The 16,975-nt window shown below is 43.4% G+C and carries 18 protein-coding genes; 1 reads left to right on the forward strand and 17 read right to left on the reverse strand.

The features are described 5' to 3' along the window. Positions 1–5: 5 nt before the first annotated feature. The 3 genes from AB5Z12_RS05815 to AB5Z12_RS05825 all read right to left on the reverse strand — a co-directional run bounded on the left by AB5Z12_RS05815 (position 6) and on the right by AB5Z12_RS05825 (position 4,143). Positions 6–722, reverse strand: coding sequence for an ABC transporter ATP-binding protein (locus AB5Z12_RS05815; RefSeq protein ID WP_118583251.1), 717 nt, complete (start codon positions 720–722; stop codon positions 6–8). A 253-nt stretch (positions 723–975) separates the two neighbouring features. Further along, a complete protein-coding gene (locus AB5Z12_RS05820) occupies positions 976–1,947 on the reverse strand; it encodes a hypothetical protein (RefSeq protein ID WP_226815465.1) in 972 nt (323 codons plus the stop codon). 576 nt (positions 1,948–2,523) lie between these two features. Next, positions 2,524–4,143 carry a GGDEF and EAL domain-containing protein gene (locus AB5Z12_RS05825; RefSeq protein ID WP_243872239.1) on the reverse strand — a complete coding sequence of 540 codons (1,620 nt, stop codon included), beginning with the start codon at positions 4,141–4,143 and terminating at the stop codon, positions 2,524–2,526. Between the two features lie 239 nt (positions 4,144–4,382). Between AB5Z12_RS05825 and AB5Z12_RS05830 the strand changes: the two genes are divergently transcribed. Continuing rightward, positions 4,383–4,514, forward strand: a complete 132-nt coding sequence (locus AB5Z12_RS05830; RefSeq protein ID WP_368357340.1) for a DUF6783 domain-containing protein — start codon at positions 4,383–4,385, stop codon at positions 4,512–4,514. A 13-nt stretch (positions 4,515–4,527) separates the two neighbouring features. Here AB5Z12_RS05830 and AB5Z12_RS05835 read toward each other — a convergent pair whose 3' ends face one another. The 14 genes from AB5Z12_RS05835 to AB5Z12_RS05900 form a co-directional block, all read right to left on the reverse strand. Beyond that, positions 4,528–5,832 (reverse strand): O-acetylhomoserine aminocarboxypropyltransferase/cysteine synthase family protein, encoded by a 1,305-nt coding sequence (locus AB5Z12_RS05835; RefSeq protein ID WP_173716385.1) that lies wholly within the window; start codon positions 5,830–5,832, stop codon positions 4,528–4,530. A 173-nt stretch (positions 5,833–6,005) separates the two neighbouring features. After that, positions 6,006–6,605, reverse strand: coding sequence for a pyridoxal 5'-phosphate synthase glutaminase subunit PdxT (pdxT, locus tag AB5Z12_RS05840; protein ID WP_173716384.1), 600 nt, complete (start codon positions 6,603–6,605; stop codon positions 6,006–6,008). 1 nt (position 6,606) lies between these two features. Beyond that, positions 6,607–7,482 (reverse strand): pyridoxal 5'-phosphate synthase lyase subunit PdxS, encoded by an 876-nt coding sequence (pdxS, locus tag AB5Z12_RS05845; protein ID WP_173716383.1) that lies wholly within the window; start codon positions 7,480–7,482, stop codon positions 6,607–6,609. Between the two features lie 359 nt (positions 7,483–7,841). Continuing rightward, a complete protein-coding gene (locus AB5Z12_RS05850; RefSeq protein ID WP_118583262.1) occupies positions 7,842–8,030 on the reverse strand; it encodes a small, acid-soluble spore protein, alpha/beta type in 189 nt (62 codons plus the stop codon). Positions 8,031–8,237: 207 nt separating this feature from the next. Then, positions 8,238–8,423, reverse strand: a complete 186-nt coding sequence (locus AB5Z12_RS05855) for a PspC domain-containing protein (RefSeq protein ID WP_021924744.1) — start codon at positions 8,421–8,423, stop codon at positions 8,238–8,240. A 93-nt stretch (positions 8,424–8,516) separates the two neighbouring features. Continuing rightward, positions 8,517–8,936 (reverse strand): DUF4097 family beta strand repeat-containing protein, encoded by a 420-nt coding sequence (locus tag AB5Z12_RS05860; RefSeq protein ID WP_368357338.1) that lies wholly within the window; start codon positions 8,934–8,936, stop codon positions 8,517–8,519. Further along, positions 8,923–9,384: a hypothetical protein gene (locus AB5Z12_RS05865; RefSeq protein WP_368357337.1), complete on the reverse strand. Its 462-nt coding sequence runs from the start codon at positions 9,382–9,384 to the stop codon at positions 8,923–8,925. The genes AB5Z12_RS05860 and AB5Z12_RS05865 overlap by 14 nt, the downstream gene beginning before the upstream one ends. Beyond that, positions 9,381–10,106, reverse strand: coding sequence for a DUF1700 domain-containing protein (locus AB5Z12_RS05870; RefSeq protein WP_173716381.1), 726 nt, complete (start codon positions 10,104–10,106; stop codon positions 9,381–9,383). The genes AB5Z12_RS05865 and AB5Z12_RS05870 overlap by 4 nt, the downstream gene beginning before the upstream one ends. Positions 10,107–10,111: 5 nt before the next feature. After that, entirely contained in the window at positions 10,112–10,465 is a 354-nt protein-coding gene (locus AB5Z12_RS05875) for a PadR family transcriptional regulator (protein WP_173716380.1), read from the reverse strand. A gap of 338 nt (positions 10,466–10,803) precedes the next feature. Then, positions 10,804–11,316 carry an HD domain-containing protein gene (locus tag AB5Z12_RS05880; protein ID WP_368357336.1) on the reverse strand — a complete coding sequence of 171 codons (513 nt, stop codon included), beginning with the start codon at positions 11,314–11,316 and terminating at the stop codon, positions 10,804–10,806. Next, the gene (locus tag AB5Z12_RS05885) at positions 11,313–12,425 is read right to left on the reverse strand and encodes an RluA family pseudouridine synthase (protein ID WP_368357335.1); all 1,113 of its coding nucleotides are present in this window, start codon (positions 12,423–12,425) and stop codon (positions 11,313–11,315) included. Before AB5Z12_RS05885 ends, AB5Z12_RS05880 begins: the two co-directional genes overlap by 4 nt. A gap of 232 nt (positions 12,426–12,657) precedes the next feature. Further along, entirely contained in the window at positions 12,658–14,151 is a 1,494-nt protein-coding gene (locus AB5Z12_RS05890; protein WP_368357334.1) for a hypothetical protein, read from the reverse strand. Between the two features lie 75 nt (positions 14,152–14,226). After that, positions 14,227–16,728, reverse strand: a complete 2,502-nt coding sequence (locus tag AB5Z12_RS05895) for a LuxR C-terminal-related transcriptional regulator (RefSeq protein ID WP_368357333.1) — start codon at positions 16,726–16,728, stop codon at positions 14,227–14,229. After that, a partial coding sequence (locus tag AB5Z12_RS05900; protein WP_368357332.1) for a hypothetical protein occupies positions 16,704–16,975 on the reverse strand: 272 nt, incomplete at its 5' end. The genes AB5Z12_RS05900 and AB5Z12_RS05895, both read right to left, overlap by 25 nt.

Here is a 16,975-nt window from a genome sequence, read left to right on the forward strand (position 1 = left end):
CTCACCTACCACTCAATTTCTTCTACCGGGGTTGGGTGGGCATTCAAAGTCATCTGTGCCACCTTGCCGTTTTTTATTTTAATCACGCGATCTGCCATAGGCGTCAATGCAGAGTTATGAGTGATAACCACTACTGTCATCCCCTTCTGGCGGCACATATCCTGTAAAAGCTTGAGAATCGCCTTACCAGTCTGGTAATCCAGAGCGCCTGTTGGCTCATCGCAAAGGAGCATCTTCGGATTCTTGGCAAGAGCTCTTGCAATGGAAACTCTCTGCTGTTCACCGCCTGATAACTGGGCAGGAAAATTTCCAAGTCTGTCTTTCAGCCCCACCTCTTCCAAAACAGTTTTCGGATCCATGGGGTTCTTACAGATCTGTCCTGCCAGTTCTACGTTTTCCAAGGCTGTCAGATTGGGAACCAGATTATAAAACTGAAAAACAAATCCAATATCGTCCCTGCGGTAGCTGGTGAGCTGGCGGTTATTGTATTTCGCTATATTCCTTCCATCTACCCAGATCTGACCGCTGGTGGCAGTATCCATTCCGCCCAGAATATTCAGAACCGTAGTCTTGCCAGCACCACTGGGCCCTACGATCACGGCAAACTCGCCTTTAGCTATGTTAAAGCTGATCTCATCTACTGCGATTATTTTTACTTCTTTCGTTCCATAAATCTTAGAAACCTTTTCAAGGTGAATATAGTTTTCTGTGGTACCCTGCAATTTATCACACTCCTGTTTTTCAAATATATTTCAATTTTAGTATAGCATTGCAGGTTTTTTTGTTCAATCAGAGAAAGTATGAAATTTCTATAAAGATAACTATACGTTACTGGTCACGGAGTAAACAGTAACAATTATACCAATCGCGTAGGATATGAATTCAAGTGTGCAGTTATAAAAATTATAGTTATTTCAAAAACAGCCTCTGACTTTCCCAGTAAAAAAGTCAGAGGCTGTTTTTCTTTCCTGCTCATCAATTGCAGAATATATAATTACAATCTGCATATCCGTATTTCATAAGGCGTGGAGAATATACATACCAGTATTTATCTGAACTGGAATCAATTACTACCACAGTATCACCGGTATTCAGTTCACCAATCTCATTTGCCGCATCATATCCCATAGCGGATCGAAGAGCCAGATATCCGGTAGGCACTTTTACATACAAGGTAGCATATGCATTTCCACCCACCAGATAATCTTTGTTTACAAATCCATTGGTATCATATTTCGGGGAATACACATACCAGTACTGGGAATCACTTGTGTCCAGAAGCTGTACGGTATCGCCGGAATATAATTCCCCGATTTCATTGGAAGCATCATATGCCTTCATATTGCGAAGTGCCAGATAGCCCTTGGCTACACTGACCGTTCTTACTTCGCCAAAATAGCTGGAATCTGTATCCAGTCCCTCTTCTCTGTACAGGTACTCCTGGTTCACATATCCATAGCCGTCCAGTTTCGGGGAATACACATACCAGTACTGAGAATTGCTACTGTCGGAAACCCAGACGGTATCTCCCGAATAGAGCTCACCGATTTCATTAGATGCATCATATTCCGGTGCATTGCGAAGAGCCAGATATCCGGTGGAAACGCTTACGGTCCACATTGTATTATAGGAAGATACGGAAGATGTCACAGAATCCAGATAATCATTATTCACATATCCGAAATCGTCATACTTAGGAGAGTATACATACCAGTAACCAGTGGCGCCAGTATAATCCAGTACCTCCACCAGATCACCACTGTAAAGTTCTCCGATCTCATTACCGCTATTATAGGATGTATCTGTCCGCAGAGCCAGATATCCAGTAACAACATTCACACGGTAAGTATTACAGGAAGCCTCTGCCTCCTGCGTAGTTCCGGGAACTGAAAATGCAAGGGCTGCAGCTGCAAGAACAGGTATGCAAATCTTCTTCATTTTCGTCATAGAAAAATCCCCCTTCATATAGTCGTTGCTGTCCACCCCATGACCAGCAACATACAATTTTCTGAAAAAACACTTTTTTCATGTATTTATATATGAAAATTATAACGGATTAACCATGGCTTTTCAACTCCGTTTTTCTTATTATACACCACCTGACTCTGTTTTTTGTAATGCTTCATTTCCATCTTCTGTGCCATAATTGCGCAGCATAAAACTGTCCTCTACAGCTTCTTTCATATTGGTAGCGTCTGCATAATTATTATTCAGGATTAGCTTATCTAAACCATAGCAGGTCTACCCTTTAATGTAATGATCAAATTCCAGTTTAAAGCTATACCGATCTGTATCGGGGTCACTTGCAATAGACGAAAGACTAGTACATCGCTTCGTAAATAACTATACCAATCACGTAGGATGTGGATTCGAGTGTGCAGGTATAAAAACGTAGGCGTAGCGGGCTACGCCGAGGCTTTTATACCTGTGCAATCGAATTCACAGACAAGTGAGTGGTATAGTTATTTCGAAAACGATGTACTAGTATTTCCCTTAGAGCGTATAAAAAAGCGCTTATCAGAATTATTTTTTCAGACAACCGTAGCTGCCTGTCTTATCTTTTCCATTGAAATATTTCTTTGAAAATTCCTCCGCCGGACAGGGTCTGGAATAATAGTATCCCTGAAGCAATTCCGGCTTATAAGTCTGGACAACGGAAAGGATTTCCTTATTCTCCACCCCTTCCACACAAACCTTTATTCTGGTCTGCTTACTCAGATTCATAATATATTCCAGAATCGCCTGATCCATCTCATCATCCTGAATGGAACGGACAAAAGTATGATCGATCTTGATCCACTGTGGTTTCAGCTTGCGAAGCAATGCAATGGAAGAGTACTCCGTGCCGAAATCATCCAGTGCCATATTGATCCCCATATTTTTAAAATATTCAAAATCATCCCGAAGGCCATTGGGATCCGATACCTTACAGCTCTCTGTAAGCTCCAGGATCAGCTGCTTCTCCGGTGTGCCAGATTCTTCCACGATCCGTGTCACCATTTCCCTGAAGCCTTCCTGAAGTATCTGGATATAAGAAACATTCACGGAAATTACAAAATCAGGATTCTCCATGCGCCACAAGGCCGCCTGGGCAAGTGCCTCATTCAAAAGCCACTCTCCCACCTGTCTGATGGTTCCGTCTTCCTCCAGGATCGGAATAAATTCCATTGGGGAAACCAGGGTTCCATCCGGCAGATAAAAACGCATCAGAGTCTCAGCACCATAAACCTCCTGAGTCTCTCCGTTCACCAGAGGCTGGTATACCAGTGCAAACCCTCTGCAATTATTGGCAACAGACTCACGGAGAACTTCCTGCAGTCGGAATTTCTCCACTGTTTTTCTGTGCATTTGTCCGGAAAACTGCGCAATGCTACCACGTCCCACTTTCTTCGCCTGCTCAAGGGCGTATTCCACATTTGCATGCAAAGTCTCGAAATCCTCTGCATCCTGTGGAAAAAAGGCCACTCCGCAGGAAATTGTCAACTGGATCTCCAGATTCATCTCCCTGGGGACTTCCTCCGAAAATCTCTGCACTTCCCGGTAAATCCGGTCAAGCGCACTCTCGGATTTCTCCGTGGTAATACAATAGAATTTACCTCCTGGTCCTCGATAAGAAATAACGCCCTCCATACTCTGACATTTCTGTCCCAGACGCTGCAGCACCTCATCTCCTACCAGATACCCAAGAATATCATTGATTCTCTGAAGTCTGTCCACATCAAAAAGAAGAACCGCACCTTCCATTCCATGACTGATAAATGACGGAAGCTGCTTCTTCAGCTCATGAAACGTATATAAACCAGTGGGCTGGTCAAACTTGGCATTCACACCAAGATTCATCATCGTGCCAACAAAAAGGCCAAGGCTTCCATCCGCATTCCGCTCCACAATTCCCTGGCACCTTACCCATACATATTTCCCATATTTATTTAAAGCCCGGTATTCACAATTATGCCGGTTGCTTTTCCCCTCAAAAATACGACCGATATCCTCCAGAAAAATATGCTGGTCTGCAGGATGGATATGCTGTACCCATTCCTTCGCCGTATTCTCTATAAATTCTCCCGGCAGATTGAAGTAATCCACACTTGGCTTAGACCATCTGGAAAAATCGCGTTCCAGGTCTGCTATATAAATGTACATATTATCTGAAGTCTGAGACAGAGCATCAAATATATGGCTGTCAAGATTAGAGATATCTATCACACAAAATCACTGCCTTCCCTTTTCCCCTAATACATCAATATTTTACCATACTTTGCACAATTCTGTCTACCGTTTTTGACAATTCTGCACATAAAATGTTAAAAAAGTATAAACAGAAGAATAAATAATACAAACATTTTTATGATAATCTGTAACCATTCCGTAGATGCCAGAGCCTGTTTGAAAAATCATCCCGCAATCCGCACGTCCCACTTTGCGGCATATTTTGCCCGAATTCGTTTGTTGCAGCCCGTAAAAAAGGTACTATATTTCCATTTCAGGAGATACAGTACCTTTTACAAAAATGAATTTATTTTTTAATTATTTTACTGCCTCGAATGCTGCGTCCAGAGCCGCGATCAGGTCTTCCACTTTCTCAATACCGATGGAAAGACGGATTGTGTTTGGTTTGATTCCCTGGTCAAGAAGCTCTTCCTCTGTGCACTGGCTGTGTGTGGTTGTTGCAGGATGGATCACAAGAGATTTTACATCTGCAACGTTTGCAAGCAGTGAGAAGATTGCAAGGTTATCAATAAACTTCTGAGCGGTCTGTGCATCACCCTTGATCTCAAATGTAAAGATGGAACCGCCACCGTTTGGAAGGTATTTCTTATAAAGATAATGGCTTGGCTCACTCTCCAGTGATGGATGATGAACAGCTTCTACCTGTGGATGTTTAGACAGGTAATCTACGATTTTCAGGGCGTTGCTTACGTGACGCTCCACTCTTAAGGAAAGAGTTTCCAGTCCCTGTAAGAACATAAATGCATGGAATGGAGAAAGGGTAGCTCCTGTATCACGAAGGATGATTGCACGAATGTAAGTTACAAATGCTGCCGGAGCGGTTGCCTCTGCAAAGGAAATTCCATGATAGCTTGGGTTCGGCTCAGAAATCCACGGGAATTTGCCGGATGCCTTCCAGTCAAAGTTACCGCTGTCTACGATTACGCCGCCGATTGCAGTTCCATGGCCGCCGATAAATTTGGTGGCAGAATGAACGACGATATCTGCACCATACTCAATCGGGCGAACCAGGTAAGGAGTTGCAAATGTAGAATCAACTACAAGAGGAATGTTATGTTTGTGCGCAATTTTTGCAACTTCTTCAATATCAATCAGGTTGGAGTTCGGGTTTCCAAGAGTTTCAATAAAGATTGCTTTTGTGTTTTCCTGAATTGCCGCTTCGAAGGAGCCTTCTACATCCGGGTCTACAAATGTTGCGGTGATACCGCTGGTCTGCGGAAAAGTATGTGCCAGAAGGTTGTATGTTCCGCCGTAGATGGTCTTGGAAGCTACAATGTGCTCACCTGTTTTTGCAAGTGCCTGGAATGTATAATTGATAGCTGCTGCACCGGAAGCAACTGCAAGTGCTGCAACTCCACCTTCAAGAGCAGCAATTCTCTGCTCGAAAACATCCTCTGTAGGGTTGGTAAGTCTTCCATAAATATTTCCGGCATCGCGAAGTCCGAAACGGTCAGCTGCATGCTGTGAGTTATGGAACACATAAGATGTGGAAGCGTAGATTGGAACAGCTCTTGCATCTGTTACCGGATCTGCTTTCTCCTGTCCAATGTGTAACTGTTTTGTTTCAAATCCCCAGTTTTTAGAATCTCTGATATCTGCCATTTTTCTTTCCTCCGTATGTTTACTATTTTTCATCATTTTTTGTTAATGTTAGTTTTGTTATTGTTTTTGATGTTTTTCTTTGCTGTTGCTTTGTTTTTGTTGATGAATGCATAGTAACATACTGGGGATTATCTGTCTAATATGTAAAAATAATATCTGGTTATAGGTTCATTCTATAGCCAGGTATTTGGGGAATTTTTCTTTGCATATTTCTTTACACTATTCAGAAACGCCTCATGTATCCTGTCATCCTCATCCAGTTCCGGATGAAATGCCAGTCCATACTGCTTTTTATACTTTACAGCTACAATGTTTCCATCCACCTCAGCCAGTACTTCTGCGCCTTCCCCACATTTTTCAATATAAGGGGCACGAATGAATGTCATGGGAACCTGACCGATTCCTTTCATTTCCCTGATGGTGTGAAAACTGCCAAGCTGTCTGCCGTAGGCATTTCTTTTTACTGTCACAGGCATGGTTCCGAAATACACATGCCCATCATTAGAGAGGTGGTCAGCCAGAAGGATCACCCCTGCACAAGTGGCAAGCACCGGCATTCCAGCCTGGATTTTCTCTTTCAAAGGCTCAAACATTTCCAGCTCCCGAAGGAGTTTTCCCTGTACCGTACTCTCCCCGCCTGGCAAAACCAGTCCGTCAAAGTCTCCATCCAGGTCTTCCTTTTTCCGCAGCTCCATGCACCGGGCACCCAGTTTTTCCAGTTTACTCTTATGTTCTGCAAAAGCTCCCTGCACAGCAAGGATTCCGATTTTCATCTTATTTGCCCCTCTCTGCCATCAGAAGCTGGATTTCCTGCTCATTGATTCCAACCATAGCTTCACCAAGATCCTCGGAAAGCTCTGCAAGCATTTTGGAATCCTGATAGTTGGTGACCGCTTTTACAATAGCTGCTGCACGCTTCTTCGGATCACCGGATTTGAAAATACCAGAGCCCACAAACACACCTTCTGCGCCAAGCTGCATCATAAGTGCCGCATCTGCAGGAGTCGCAACACCGCCTGCTGCAAAGTTTACCACAGGAAGTCTTCCGTTTTTGTGTACATACTCAACCAGCTCATACGGTACACGCAGGTTCTTTGCTTCTTCAAAAAGCTCATCCTCACGCATGGAAACCACTTTCGCGATCTCGCTATTCATCATGCGCATGTGGCGCACCGCCTGTACCACATCGCCGGTTCCTGGTTCGCCTTTTGTACGGATCATGGAAGCGCCTTCTGCGATTCGCCTTAAAGCTTCTCCTAAATCTTTGGCTCCGCATACAAATGGTACTTTAAACTGACGCTTGTCAATATGGTAAACATCATCTGCCGGGGAAAGTACCTCGCTCTCATCAATATAATCAATCTCAATTGCTTCCAGGATCTGCGCTTCTACAAAATGTCCGATACGGCACTTCGCCATAACCGGAATGGAGACTGCCTCCTGGATTCCTTTGATCATTTTGGGGTCGCTCATCCTGGAAACACCGCCTGCTGCACGAATATCTGCCGGAATCCTCTCCAGCGCCATAACCGCACAGGCACCTGCCTCCTCTGCGATTTTTGCCTGTTCCGGAGTGGTAACGTCCATGATCACTCCACCTTTTAACATCTGTGCAAGCTGTTTATTTAATGCATATCTTTCCTGGCTCATTTTGATTTCCTCCTGTATGTATTGTGCAGAAAAATTGTGGGGCACTGTTTTAACAGATTTCCATTTCTTCAACTGCCTTTTATTTGTCTGAAAGCATACAGGAATACTGTACCGTTATAAATATCCAATTTTTATATATTTTAAAAGGACAGTTTGAATATTTTCTCTCAAACTGTCCTGCAGGACTTGTTTTTTTCCAGCAAAACCTTCAGTGCCCGGGCAATTTCTACCTCGTCTTCTGCAATCAGGATACGCATAGTTTTCCTCCGTTTTTTCTGAAAAGGAGACGCTTACGCGTCCCCCATTTCCCCGCCCCTCCTAGAGCCTGATAACAGGTTGCAGGGGCAAATAATATACTATTATTTTTTCGGTTTCTTTCGCGCCATTATGCCACCGATCCGGCCCGTTTCTTTGGCGGAGAGGCTTTTCCAGCCCCCTTCTAAGACTTTATCCAGAATGCCAAGTTCCTGCGCAATTTCATATTTTGTCTGTTCTTCAGGGGTAAGATTTCCGGATTTGTAAGCTTCTACTTCTTTGTCTTTGTTCATATGTCTATGCTCCTTTTTACAGTGTTTGGATGTATATAGGGAGTATGGACAAAATACAATACATTTATTCAAAGTGGATGCAATTTGACATGGCATATTCCACGCGAACCGTCGCAATATTCTGCCAAGCTGACTGTCAACTACAACTAAGCAGCTCGGCCTCCCGCAGCTAAGTTTTCGCAGGCAGTGGAGCTTGTGCGGTTCTTCTTATGCTTTCGGAATAATAATCGCTGCAATAATATATGCCCAGATTCCGGCGCCGCCGAAGCAGGTCAGAATCACCCAGGCTAGGCGGACCAGGGTTGGGTCGATATCAAAATACTCGGCAATTCCGCCGCACACACCGCACAGCATACAGTTTACGGTTGATTTGTATAAACGCTTATTGCTCATAATTGATTCCTCCGATCTGACATTTCTGTCTCATTTTTTATCCATTACATAACTTTACACCAGAGCGTGTCTGAAAAGAGCTTTCTGCAAGATTTAGTTTTCCCCAGTAAACTCCACATCAATCTCGCCCATTCCGCATTCCAGCACCATATCTTTTCTGGCACCTTCATTGGAAATGTTTTTCTCAATGCCAAGTCCACTGTACTCAGAATCCTCCAAATCAATCTCACCCATACCACAGGAAAGATCGTAATTATAGTCCTTCTCTTTTCCAGTTACTACCATGTCAATTTCACCAGCACCGCAGTCCGCATTCAGTTTCTGAACATCAATCTGATCAATGTCGATGGTTCCGGCGCCAACCTGAAGATCACAATTCGCTGCTGTGATATTTCCATAACCGCAAAATTCTCCGGCACCAACTTCCACCGAAAGCTCCTGTACTTTTAAATCGCACTCCAGATCAATGGTTCCCATGTCAACGCCCAAGCTTACCGTATCAAATTCTTTCACTGAAGGAATACTGACTTTTATCTGTTTCTTCTTTTTTTACATTGCCACTGCGGGTATCTGTAATCGTGATTTTCCCAGAAGTTTCCTTAACCACCACATCGTTCTTCGTATCATTTGCCACATTTACCCGAATCTTGTCACCATCGTATTCCTGGATAAGGAGCTCATCATACTTCAAACTGATTTCCAGATCACTGGCAAAATCCATATCCACAGTATTTCCATCTAAAGCATCCCAATCTATGTCAGAAGAATGATATTGGACGTTTCCCCAATGGATCAAACCAGCCAGCGGATAATCATTATCCTGAAGCAGCTGTCCAGCCTGATCAAACACATTTACGCCTGTTTCCACTGCTGCTACAGAAATTCCACCGATACATAAACCAATTCCTGCCACTGCGAAAGCACCTGCTGCAATCAGCATTCCCTTTGTTCCTTTTTTCATGCCTGCTCCTCCTTCTTATTCCGATACACGATTTTCTGTAAAAAGTCTGTCACCTTACGAAGAATCCATGGGAAAATCGTGGAGCCCAGCCATCCTGTTAAAATGCAGAACAGAATTCCTGATGCAAACAAAAGACAGCCGATTCCCATTACCAGAAGTCCCACAGCAGTATTGGTAACCAAAGTTCCAACCCCCACACTCATGCAGGCGCAGGCTGCTACGATAAATGCGAACGCCACAACTCCGGATACAAAAATTGCCAAAAACGGAAACAAGATCACCACCAGTAAAATACTGAACACGCCACTGGCTGCTGTAATGATAAATGGGGAAAGAAATACCAGGGCAATTAGGATCAGGATAAATCTGCTGTTGCTTCCCTTCTCTTTCGGGCGATATCCCCTGTGGATACGATCTGTTTTTCCTGCATGTTCCCCATCTCTTTGGCGAATCTCCGGCATATAAGAAGCCTTGTTTTCCCTCAAGTCCTCATATCCATTCTCTGTATACTGTGCATATTCCTCATTGCTTTCGTCAAGGTCTGCCTTTATTATGGCAGCCACTTTTCCGGGGCTTCCAAGCTCTCTGATCACGGAAGCCTCATTCTCAGGACCGGCTTCGTCAAAATAACTGTTGTAGTAAGCCAGCGCCTCCTGCTTTTCTGCTTCCGAAATATCAGACAGCAGCCTCTCTAGCTGTTTCATAAACTGCGCTCTGTCCATACCTGTTAATTCTCCTCCCTCATGTGGCCGCTGTCCGCATTTCTGCCAGCGTCCTCAAACATACTGCCTATCTTGGTGGAATAATTCTTCCACTCGATCTTGTACAAATTCAGCTGTGCCTGCCCTTTCTCCGTCAGTTTATAATATCTGCGATTTCGTCCGGCATATGCCTGATCGTAGACTTCCAGGCAGTCATCCTTCTGCAGGCGGCGCAGCACTGGATAAAGTGTGGATTCTGAAATATCCAGAACTCCGCGTACATCCTGGGTGATCTTGTATCCGTAAGTACCTTCCGGCTCCTTGGACACAACCGCCAGGACAATAGCATCCAGAAGTGCAGCTCCTGTGTTAAATACCATCTGATCACTCCAATCATATTATATAATTCATCAATATTATTTAATTAACAATACTATATGATATATAATATAGTTTTGTCAATACCATTTTTGAAAACAAATTTCTATATTTCTATCATTTACACAAAAAAAGGCGCAGCCAATGCCACGCCAATATTTCAACATATTTTCTTTCACTTCAAATAACTGATAAATTTCTCCGTCACAGGTGAAAGCCTTTTTTATCCTTCACTACAAACCCAATTTCCCGGAAATAGGCGGTTCCATAGATTGAATTTCCAGGCTTAATATTGCAGCAATTAACCATTCTTTTTTCTTTTTCAACGCCTTCTATTGCTTTACCTGGCAGGCAATTTATAGATACTTGTGAGTGAATTTTTGCCTGTATTGGTCTCAAATACGCGCTCTCTGGCTGTTTCGACAGCATTCTCAGACATTTCACTTTCATCTGCATTTACAAGGAAATCAGCTTCCAGAAGAATGCGGTAATCCAGTCCGTCTACGTTTGTATAGGTGTGGTGATGGCTGACCAGATAGTTGATTCTCTCTTTCATTTCATCATCAATTTCCACATCCTTAAGGAAATTTTTTACCAGCTCAGGACTTTCTTTTTCCTGGTTGGAGCCGTTTGTATTACCATATTTTACGCGGCATACAGGGCAGGCAATGTCGTGGATCACGGCTGCGATTTCCAGAATTTCCTGCTTTCTTTCGGTCAAATTTTCCATCTCGCCAATCATTCTGGCATATGTATATACCTTCAAGAAATGGGCAATATCATGCTTGTTTCCATCGGAATATGCGATCATTTTTGCGATAACATTATTTATGGTTTGCTGTGTTTCTGTCATGTTTTTTCCTCCTCGTTTGCATTCAAAAAGCGGCAGAAATCATCTGGAAGGGGAGCTTCCAGAGTGATTATTTCATCTGTAAATGGGTGACAAAAAGTCAACTTCCAGGCATGGAGCGCAGCTCTTTTGAAGCAGTCATTCCTATTATTTATTCTGCCTTCCGTATTCTTTTTTTCTTTTCTGTTACTCATTTTCAAACACGCTCTAGGATTGTACATCGTATCTCCCAGAAGAGGGTGACCTATCCCTGCCATGTGAACCCGGATCTGATGGGTTCGTCCGGTTTCCAACTGAAGCTCAACAAGAGTCACGTTACCGAAATTTTTTATGTTTTTATAATACGTAACTGCATTCCTGCTTCCTGGCAACAGTCCATCTGGAGAAATTGTCATTTTCATGGAATTTTCCGGATCCGGGGCAAGTGGTATAGCAATTTCTTTCCAGAATACAGAATCATTTGCTTCTGATAAATCTCCTTCTGCAAGCGCCAGATATTTCTTTTGCAGCTTTCCTTCTTCCCTCTGCTTCTGCAATCTGGCTGCCGCCACCTGGTTTCTGGCAAAAAGTAAAATCCCGGAGGTCTCTTTATCCAGACGGCCAATGGACCGAATGCGTGTTGTCTCATTTTTTTCACGAAAATAGGCTGCGAGCAGGTTAGAAATGCTGTCCTGATAATGGCTTCCGGATGGGTGCGTCACCATACCAGCTGGCTTGTTTACTACAAGTAAATCCTGGTCTTCATAAAGGATCTGAAGTTTCTGAAGTTTTAATCCGTCTTCCAGCTCTTGTCTTTCAAAATCCAATAATTGTTTTTTTCCTTGTTCTATAAAACTACTTGTATCTGAACACACCAGTTGCTTTGAATCAATCCCTTTCGCTTCCAGACATACCTGAAGCCGATCACCAGGCACTGCTATTTCCGTTACACGGCACTGTTTTCCATTTTTAAGGATACCTCCCGGCCTGAACTTTGCCTGACTGATCTGCCTCTTCGTAAGCCCTGCCTCAGCCCGCAAAACCTCTCCTACTTTTCCAGACTCTGTAATCCTTATCTCAAGATATCTTTCCATATCTGCATCCTTGATAGCTCCTGCCCATATCTTTTTCAAAATGAAAGCTCCGCTGCTCAAAACACGAAGCTTGTTTAGCTTTATCACATAGTTTATCACAAAATGAAAGCTTATGAAATCCCCTATGATCTTAAAACAGGAAATAATAAGCAAGCCGAAATACACACAGGTATTCGGCTTGCAAAATTTGTCATATATTTTTCAGGAAATTCTTTTTGTCCACGTTCCAGAATGTGTTTAAAAAGGCTTTCTGCAATCTGCACGCTCTAGATCAATATTCCATCAGCCTTCCTGCCTCATCAATATAGAACACGTCATCCGGTCCTATATAATAGCTGTCGGAACCATCAAAGTATATTACATTTCCTTCCCCATCATACCAGTAATAAGTATCTCCCGGATCACTTTCCTCTACATAATCTTCATCAGGAATGTAGTCTCCGTATCCTTCACCATCGTCAGCAGTCTGGGCTTCGTAGGCGATAGAATCGGACTCACGGGAAAAAGCTGCACCTGCATAAATATTTCCATATCCGGAAATCACAGGACTGAGCATCAGATCGCCATCTCCATCCAAAGTAACATCTGCCACATAGATTCCGCTGTCATTGACCAGTTTCAAGGCAGTTGTGCCAAGTGTGGTAAAAGTACCGCTGTCAAAAAAATATCCCCCTGTTTTATCACTATTCAGGCTGTTGTAGATTTCCCAGGTTCCTTCTCCATAAAGCCGGATATTCATGGCATTTAAATCTCCATACTGATACCAGCTGTCAAAATAGGAGATAAACATTTCCAGGCTCTCACCTTCGGCACTTGGGTCATAATCTTCTCCTTGAGTGAGAGTGGTTTCTGTATTTTCAACGCCCTCAATCTCCGTCAGTTCCAGAGAAGAAATGGCAGCCCGGTATTCCTCCTCCATCTCCTCAGCAAAATCCGCTGAAACTCTGTAAGCATAAGCAAAGGTATTGGTATCTGTCTGGAAATACAGCATTTTCCATTTGCAGGTATCTTCGTTTGCTCCGGTGGTAAACTCCAGTTCATATGCCGGATAAGTGAATTTCTCTGTATATTCCTGGTTCTGTACTGCTGTGAAATCCTTTATTTCCGATTCACTTACAAAGCCTGCAAACTGTTCCATATATTCCTCCGGGGTACCGGTGAATTCATTGTCATTTAAAGCACTGCAGTTGACGATCACCGTCATACAGTCCTCTGTCATATCGGAATAGAAATACCCTCCTTCCCAACTGGAATTGTTATAAAGAGGGCGCAGTCCTGTATAGCGTTTATTTGACATGAGGACATAGCTTTTCTTTTCCACACTGTCTTCGTTTTCAGTCTGACCTTCCGAATTCTCTTCTGTCTGATCTTCCTCTGCTCTGGTAAAAACCGCAGCCCCGTCATTTCCCATATGAAGAGTATCCGCGGAGTCCAGATAAAATCCCTCCAGCCACATGCCCATGCGATTGTACATGTCATATCTGCCATTTCCGTCGTTGTATTCATCCACATATTCCAGATATCCCTGAACATCATCGCCTTCTCCGGTGTGATATACAAACAATCCGTCTGCACTTAAGGTAAGAGTTTCATCAGCCTGTGCATCTTCATTTTTCCATACACCGGAAAGTGCTGCATAGTCAGCTCCGTCCTCTACCTGAAGCGTATCCTCGTTTTCTGCCATTACGCTGTAAATACCGGCTGGGGGAACAACTGCTGCACATAAAATAAACGCGATGACCGCTGTAACTATTTTTCTCTTCATACCATTTTCCTCCTGTCGAAATATGTTGTACCTTTACTATACGTTTTCTCTGACAAAAATAGTATTAACTTCCAGTTAGCTTTTCCCTTCCATCAGCTCCAAAAGATACTTGCGCTTCACCCGGACATCCCCGGGAATCTGTAATTTGGAATAAATCTGATTGATGTACTGCTTCACAGTTCCCTCGGATAAAAACAGACTCTGGGCGATTTCTTTGTTGCTCATATGCTTCGCCATAAGCTCCGTAATCTCCAGCTCACGATCTGACAGTACTTTAAAGACCGGCGGATACGCCTCCTCTTTTTTTAACTGATCGCACCGCATTTCCCATTCTTTCCCCATTCTGGTGATCCTGAAAAGAAAATTTTCATTGATGCCGAAAAAGCTCCCCTTCAAAAGCTCCTCTATGTATGGATAATTCTCCACAAATGGCATAAGGATTCCATCTGGAAAAGCCTGGGAAAGTGATCCTCTCAAAAGTTCAAGCGCCTGTTCTGTTTTTCCCAGCTTCCAGTTGGCCGCAAGAAGCTGGATCTGCACATGAAGCGCTACCAGATCGTAGTGAAGAGCCTGACACATGGCAAGAATGGATTCGCTTCTTCCGATCACCTTCGAATATTCTTCCTGGGCAAGATAAACCTGATTCTCGATCATTTCCATCATCGGTCTCCCAGGTGCCAGAAAATTCACCGTAGAAAGCATGTGCGCTCCAAAGAGAGCCGGAATCCGCTCCGTTTGTCCGGTGACTGCATAGTAATAGGCGCAGGTGCTGTCAAAAATATTGACCCAGGTGGTATTATGCCCCTGCAGCAGTTCTTTTCGACGTTCTTCAAACGTATTTCTCATTTTTATGTCCATACAGATAGACAGCCTTTGTGCCAGAAAATCGCAGCAAAGTGCAATGCTCTCCTGCCCATTTCCCTGAATCTGGGTATAAGCCTTTTCCAATGCTATATGGGCATCAACAAAATTTCCGCGCATAAAGTGAGCCTCTGCGCTCATAATCGTTTCTGCACCCTGTCCGTGTCCGTTTGTAATCTTGTAATAATGAGGCATACACTGGTTCATCTCTTCCAGCTCTTTGTCAAGGTCTCCGCTTTTCCTGTGAAACATCATAAGTACAGATGGGGAGCCAAACGTCCAGCCTCCGTCACTTCGGATACTGATGGCAGGTCTTGTCATCTTCTCGCTGGCACTGCGGTGAAACTGACTCATTCTCGAAATATCATTGTACATAAGAAAGCTCTGGATCAGATCGCATTCGCCCAGAAGATTTCCTCTCTCTTCCTCAGACAGCTTTGGATGTTCTCTGATGGATGCCAGAAGAAGTTCTTTCAGTTCCAGCATTTTGGGAATATTTTTCCAGTTAAACATGCATCTCATAAGAACCAGAATTGCAAGCGGATATTCTTTTAAAACGGAAACCGGACATCTGTTCAAAACTTCCAGAACCTCTTCCGGTTTTAGAGAAGCAAGTAAGATTCCGGCATCTTTTTGCACCACCCGGAGAATAGCTGCAAAATTCTGATTCCGCCAGTATGCTGACAGGGCATGAATATAGGCACCATGTTTTTCATACCATGCACCATATCTTTCATAGTAGAAAGCCTGCCTGGAATTATCCAGTGTTCTGAACGCACGAAATGCGCACTCTTTCATCATATGGTGAAAGCGATAAGTCTGCCCGTCATTCAGGCAGGTGACAAAAGCATTCTGCCTGGTGAGCATTTTCAGAATCTGGTGTACGTCTTCTCTTTTTGTAATAAATTCTGCCATCTCTTCCGTGAATTCATCTGCAAGCCCCATGGCACTTAAAAATTCTTTTCTGTCTTCTGGCAAAGGATTCAGCATGGAAGCGGAAAACATCTGGTAAATGTCAGATGTTTTTCCTGGCAATTCTCCTGATTTTGAAAAAGAACACAAATTCAGGTAAACAGCTGCGAACCATCCTTCGCTGGATTTCAGAAGCTGCTCAAGCTGGCTGTCTGTCAGGCTGGTTCCGCAGCGGCGGATATAGGCTAACAGCTCCCCAGAGTTCAGACGCAGATCCTCTATTTCTATTCTGTGAAGTCTTCCTCCAAGCCTTACAATCCAGTCATCACTGATAAAATGATTTCGGCTTGCTACGATCAGATGCACATTTTCCGAAATCCTCCCTGCCATTCTGCACAGGAAAGTGGCCGCCCGGTCATCTTTTAACAGATGAAAGTCATCTATAAAAATATAACAATTTTCACATTTTTCCAGTTGATAGCATAGAATTTCCGTCAAAAATCCAGCGGAAGCTTCATCTTCCGGGCAGTCGTAATTTTCCAGAAAGTTAAGTCCTGCGAAGGAAAATGCATTTTGCACACTTTTCCAGAAGATAGAAAGGTTTTGGGAGTAGATGCTGATCCGGATCAGCAAAGCCTGACTGTCTTTCGCCAGTCTGGACAGGTACCAGTTTACGGCGGTTGTCTTCCCATATCCCATAGGGGCTGTTATGGCAGTCAGTGCGCTGTTGGAAACAGGCTGCAGGGATTTTTGTAAACGGTCTGATATGTAAATGGAATTCAGGCTGATTTTTTCTTTAGGCATTTCATACCCTCACTCTCTTGTTTTATAAGTATATTGCTGTTTACACCGTTTCCGGAGTATGATTTGTAGGAATAATTTTTCAAACACGCTCTAATGATCATTCTATTTTTAATTATAGTGGAAAAGACAGGAAATTCCAATGGATTCTTTTGCTTTTGCTTATGTTTGACTGTCAAGCGTTTTTGAAAATGTCCTAAAATAATTGAAGTATTAGCCCCGGCTTTTTGCTGGGGCTTGTTATATTGAT

The sequence above is a fragment of the Ruminococcus sp. RTP21358st1_G6_RTP21358_211008 genome (genome assembly GCF_040908885.1).
GTDB classification, from domain to species: Bacteria; Bacillota; Clostridia; order Lachnospirales; family Lachnospiraceae; genus Blautia_A; species Blautia_A faecis.

Coding starts and splice junctions, on each gene's coding strand:
- AB5Z12_RS05820 (WP_226815465.1), bottom strand. CDS start 1,947: ATGACGAAAATGAAGAAGATTTGCATACCTGTTCTTGCAGCTGCAGCC.
- AB5Z12_RS05825 (WP_243872239.1), bottom strand. CDS start 4,143: ATGTACATTTATATAGCAGACCTGGAACGCGATTTTTCCAGATGGTCT.
- AB5Z12_RS05835 (WP_173716385.1), bottom strand. CDS start 5,832: ATGGCAGATATCAGAGATTCTAAAAACTGGGGATTTGAAACAAAACAG.
- pdxT (WP_173716384.1), bottom strand. CDS start 6,605: ATGAAAATCGGAATCCTTGCTGTGCAGGGAGCTTTTGCAGAACATAAG.
- pdxS (WP_173716383.1), bottom strand. CDS start 7,482: ATGAGCCAGGAAAGATATGCATTAAATAAACAGCTTGCACAGATGTTA.
- AB5Z12_RS05850 (WP_118583262.1), bottom strand. CDS start 8,030: ATGAACAAAGACAAAGAAGTAGAAGCTTACAAATCCGGAAATCTTACC.
- AB5Z12_RS05855 (WP_021924744.1), bottom strand. CDS start 8,423: ATGAGCAATAAGCGTTTATACAAATCAACCGTAAACTGTATGCTGTGC.
- AB5Z12_RS05865 (WP_368357337.1), bottom strand. CDS start 9,384: ATGAAAAAAGGAACAAAGGGAATGCTGATTGCAGCAGGTGCTTTCGCA.
- AB5Z12_RS05870 (WP_173716381.1), bottom strand. CDS start 10,106: ATGGACAGAGCGCAGTTTATGAAACAGCTAGAGAGGCTGCTGTCTGAT.
- AB5Z12_RS05875 (WP_173716380.1), bottom strand. CDS start 10,465: ATGGTATTTAACACAGGAGCTGCACTTCTGGATGCTATTGTCCTGGCG.
- AB5Z12_RS05880 (WP_368357336.1), bottom strand. CDS start 11,316: ATGACAGAAACACAGCAAACCATAAATAATGTTATCGCAAAAATGATC.
- AB5Z12_RS05890 (WP_368357334.1), bottom strand. CDS start 14,151: ATGAAGAGAAAAATAGTTACAGCGGTCATCGCGTTTATTTTATGTGCA.
- AB5Z12_RS05895 (WP_368357333.1), bottom strand. CDS start 16,728: ATGCCTAAAGAAAAAATCAGCCTGAATTCCATTTACATATCAGACCGT.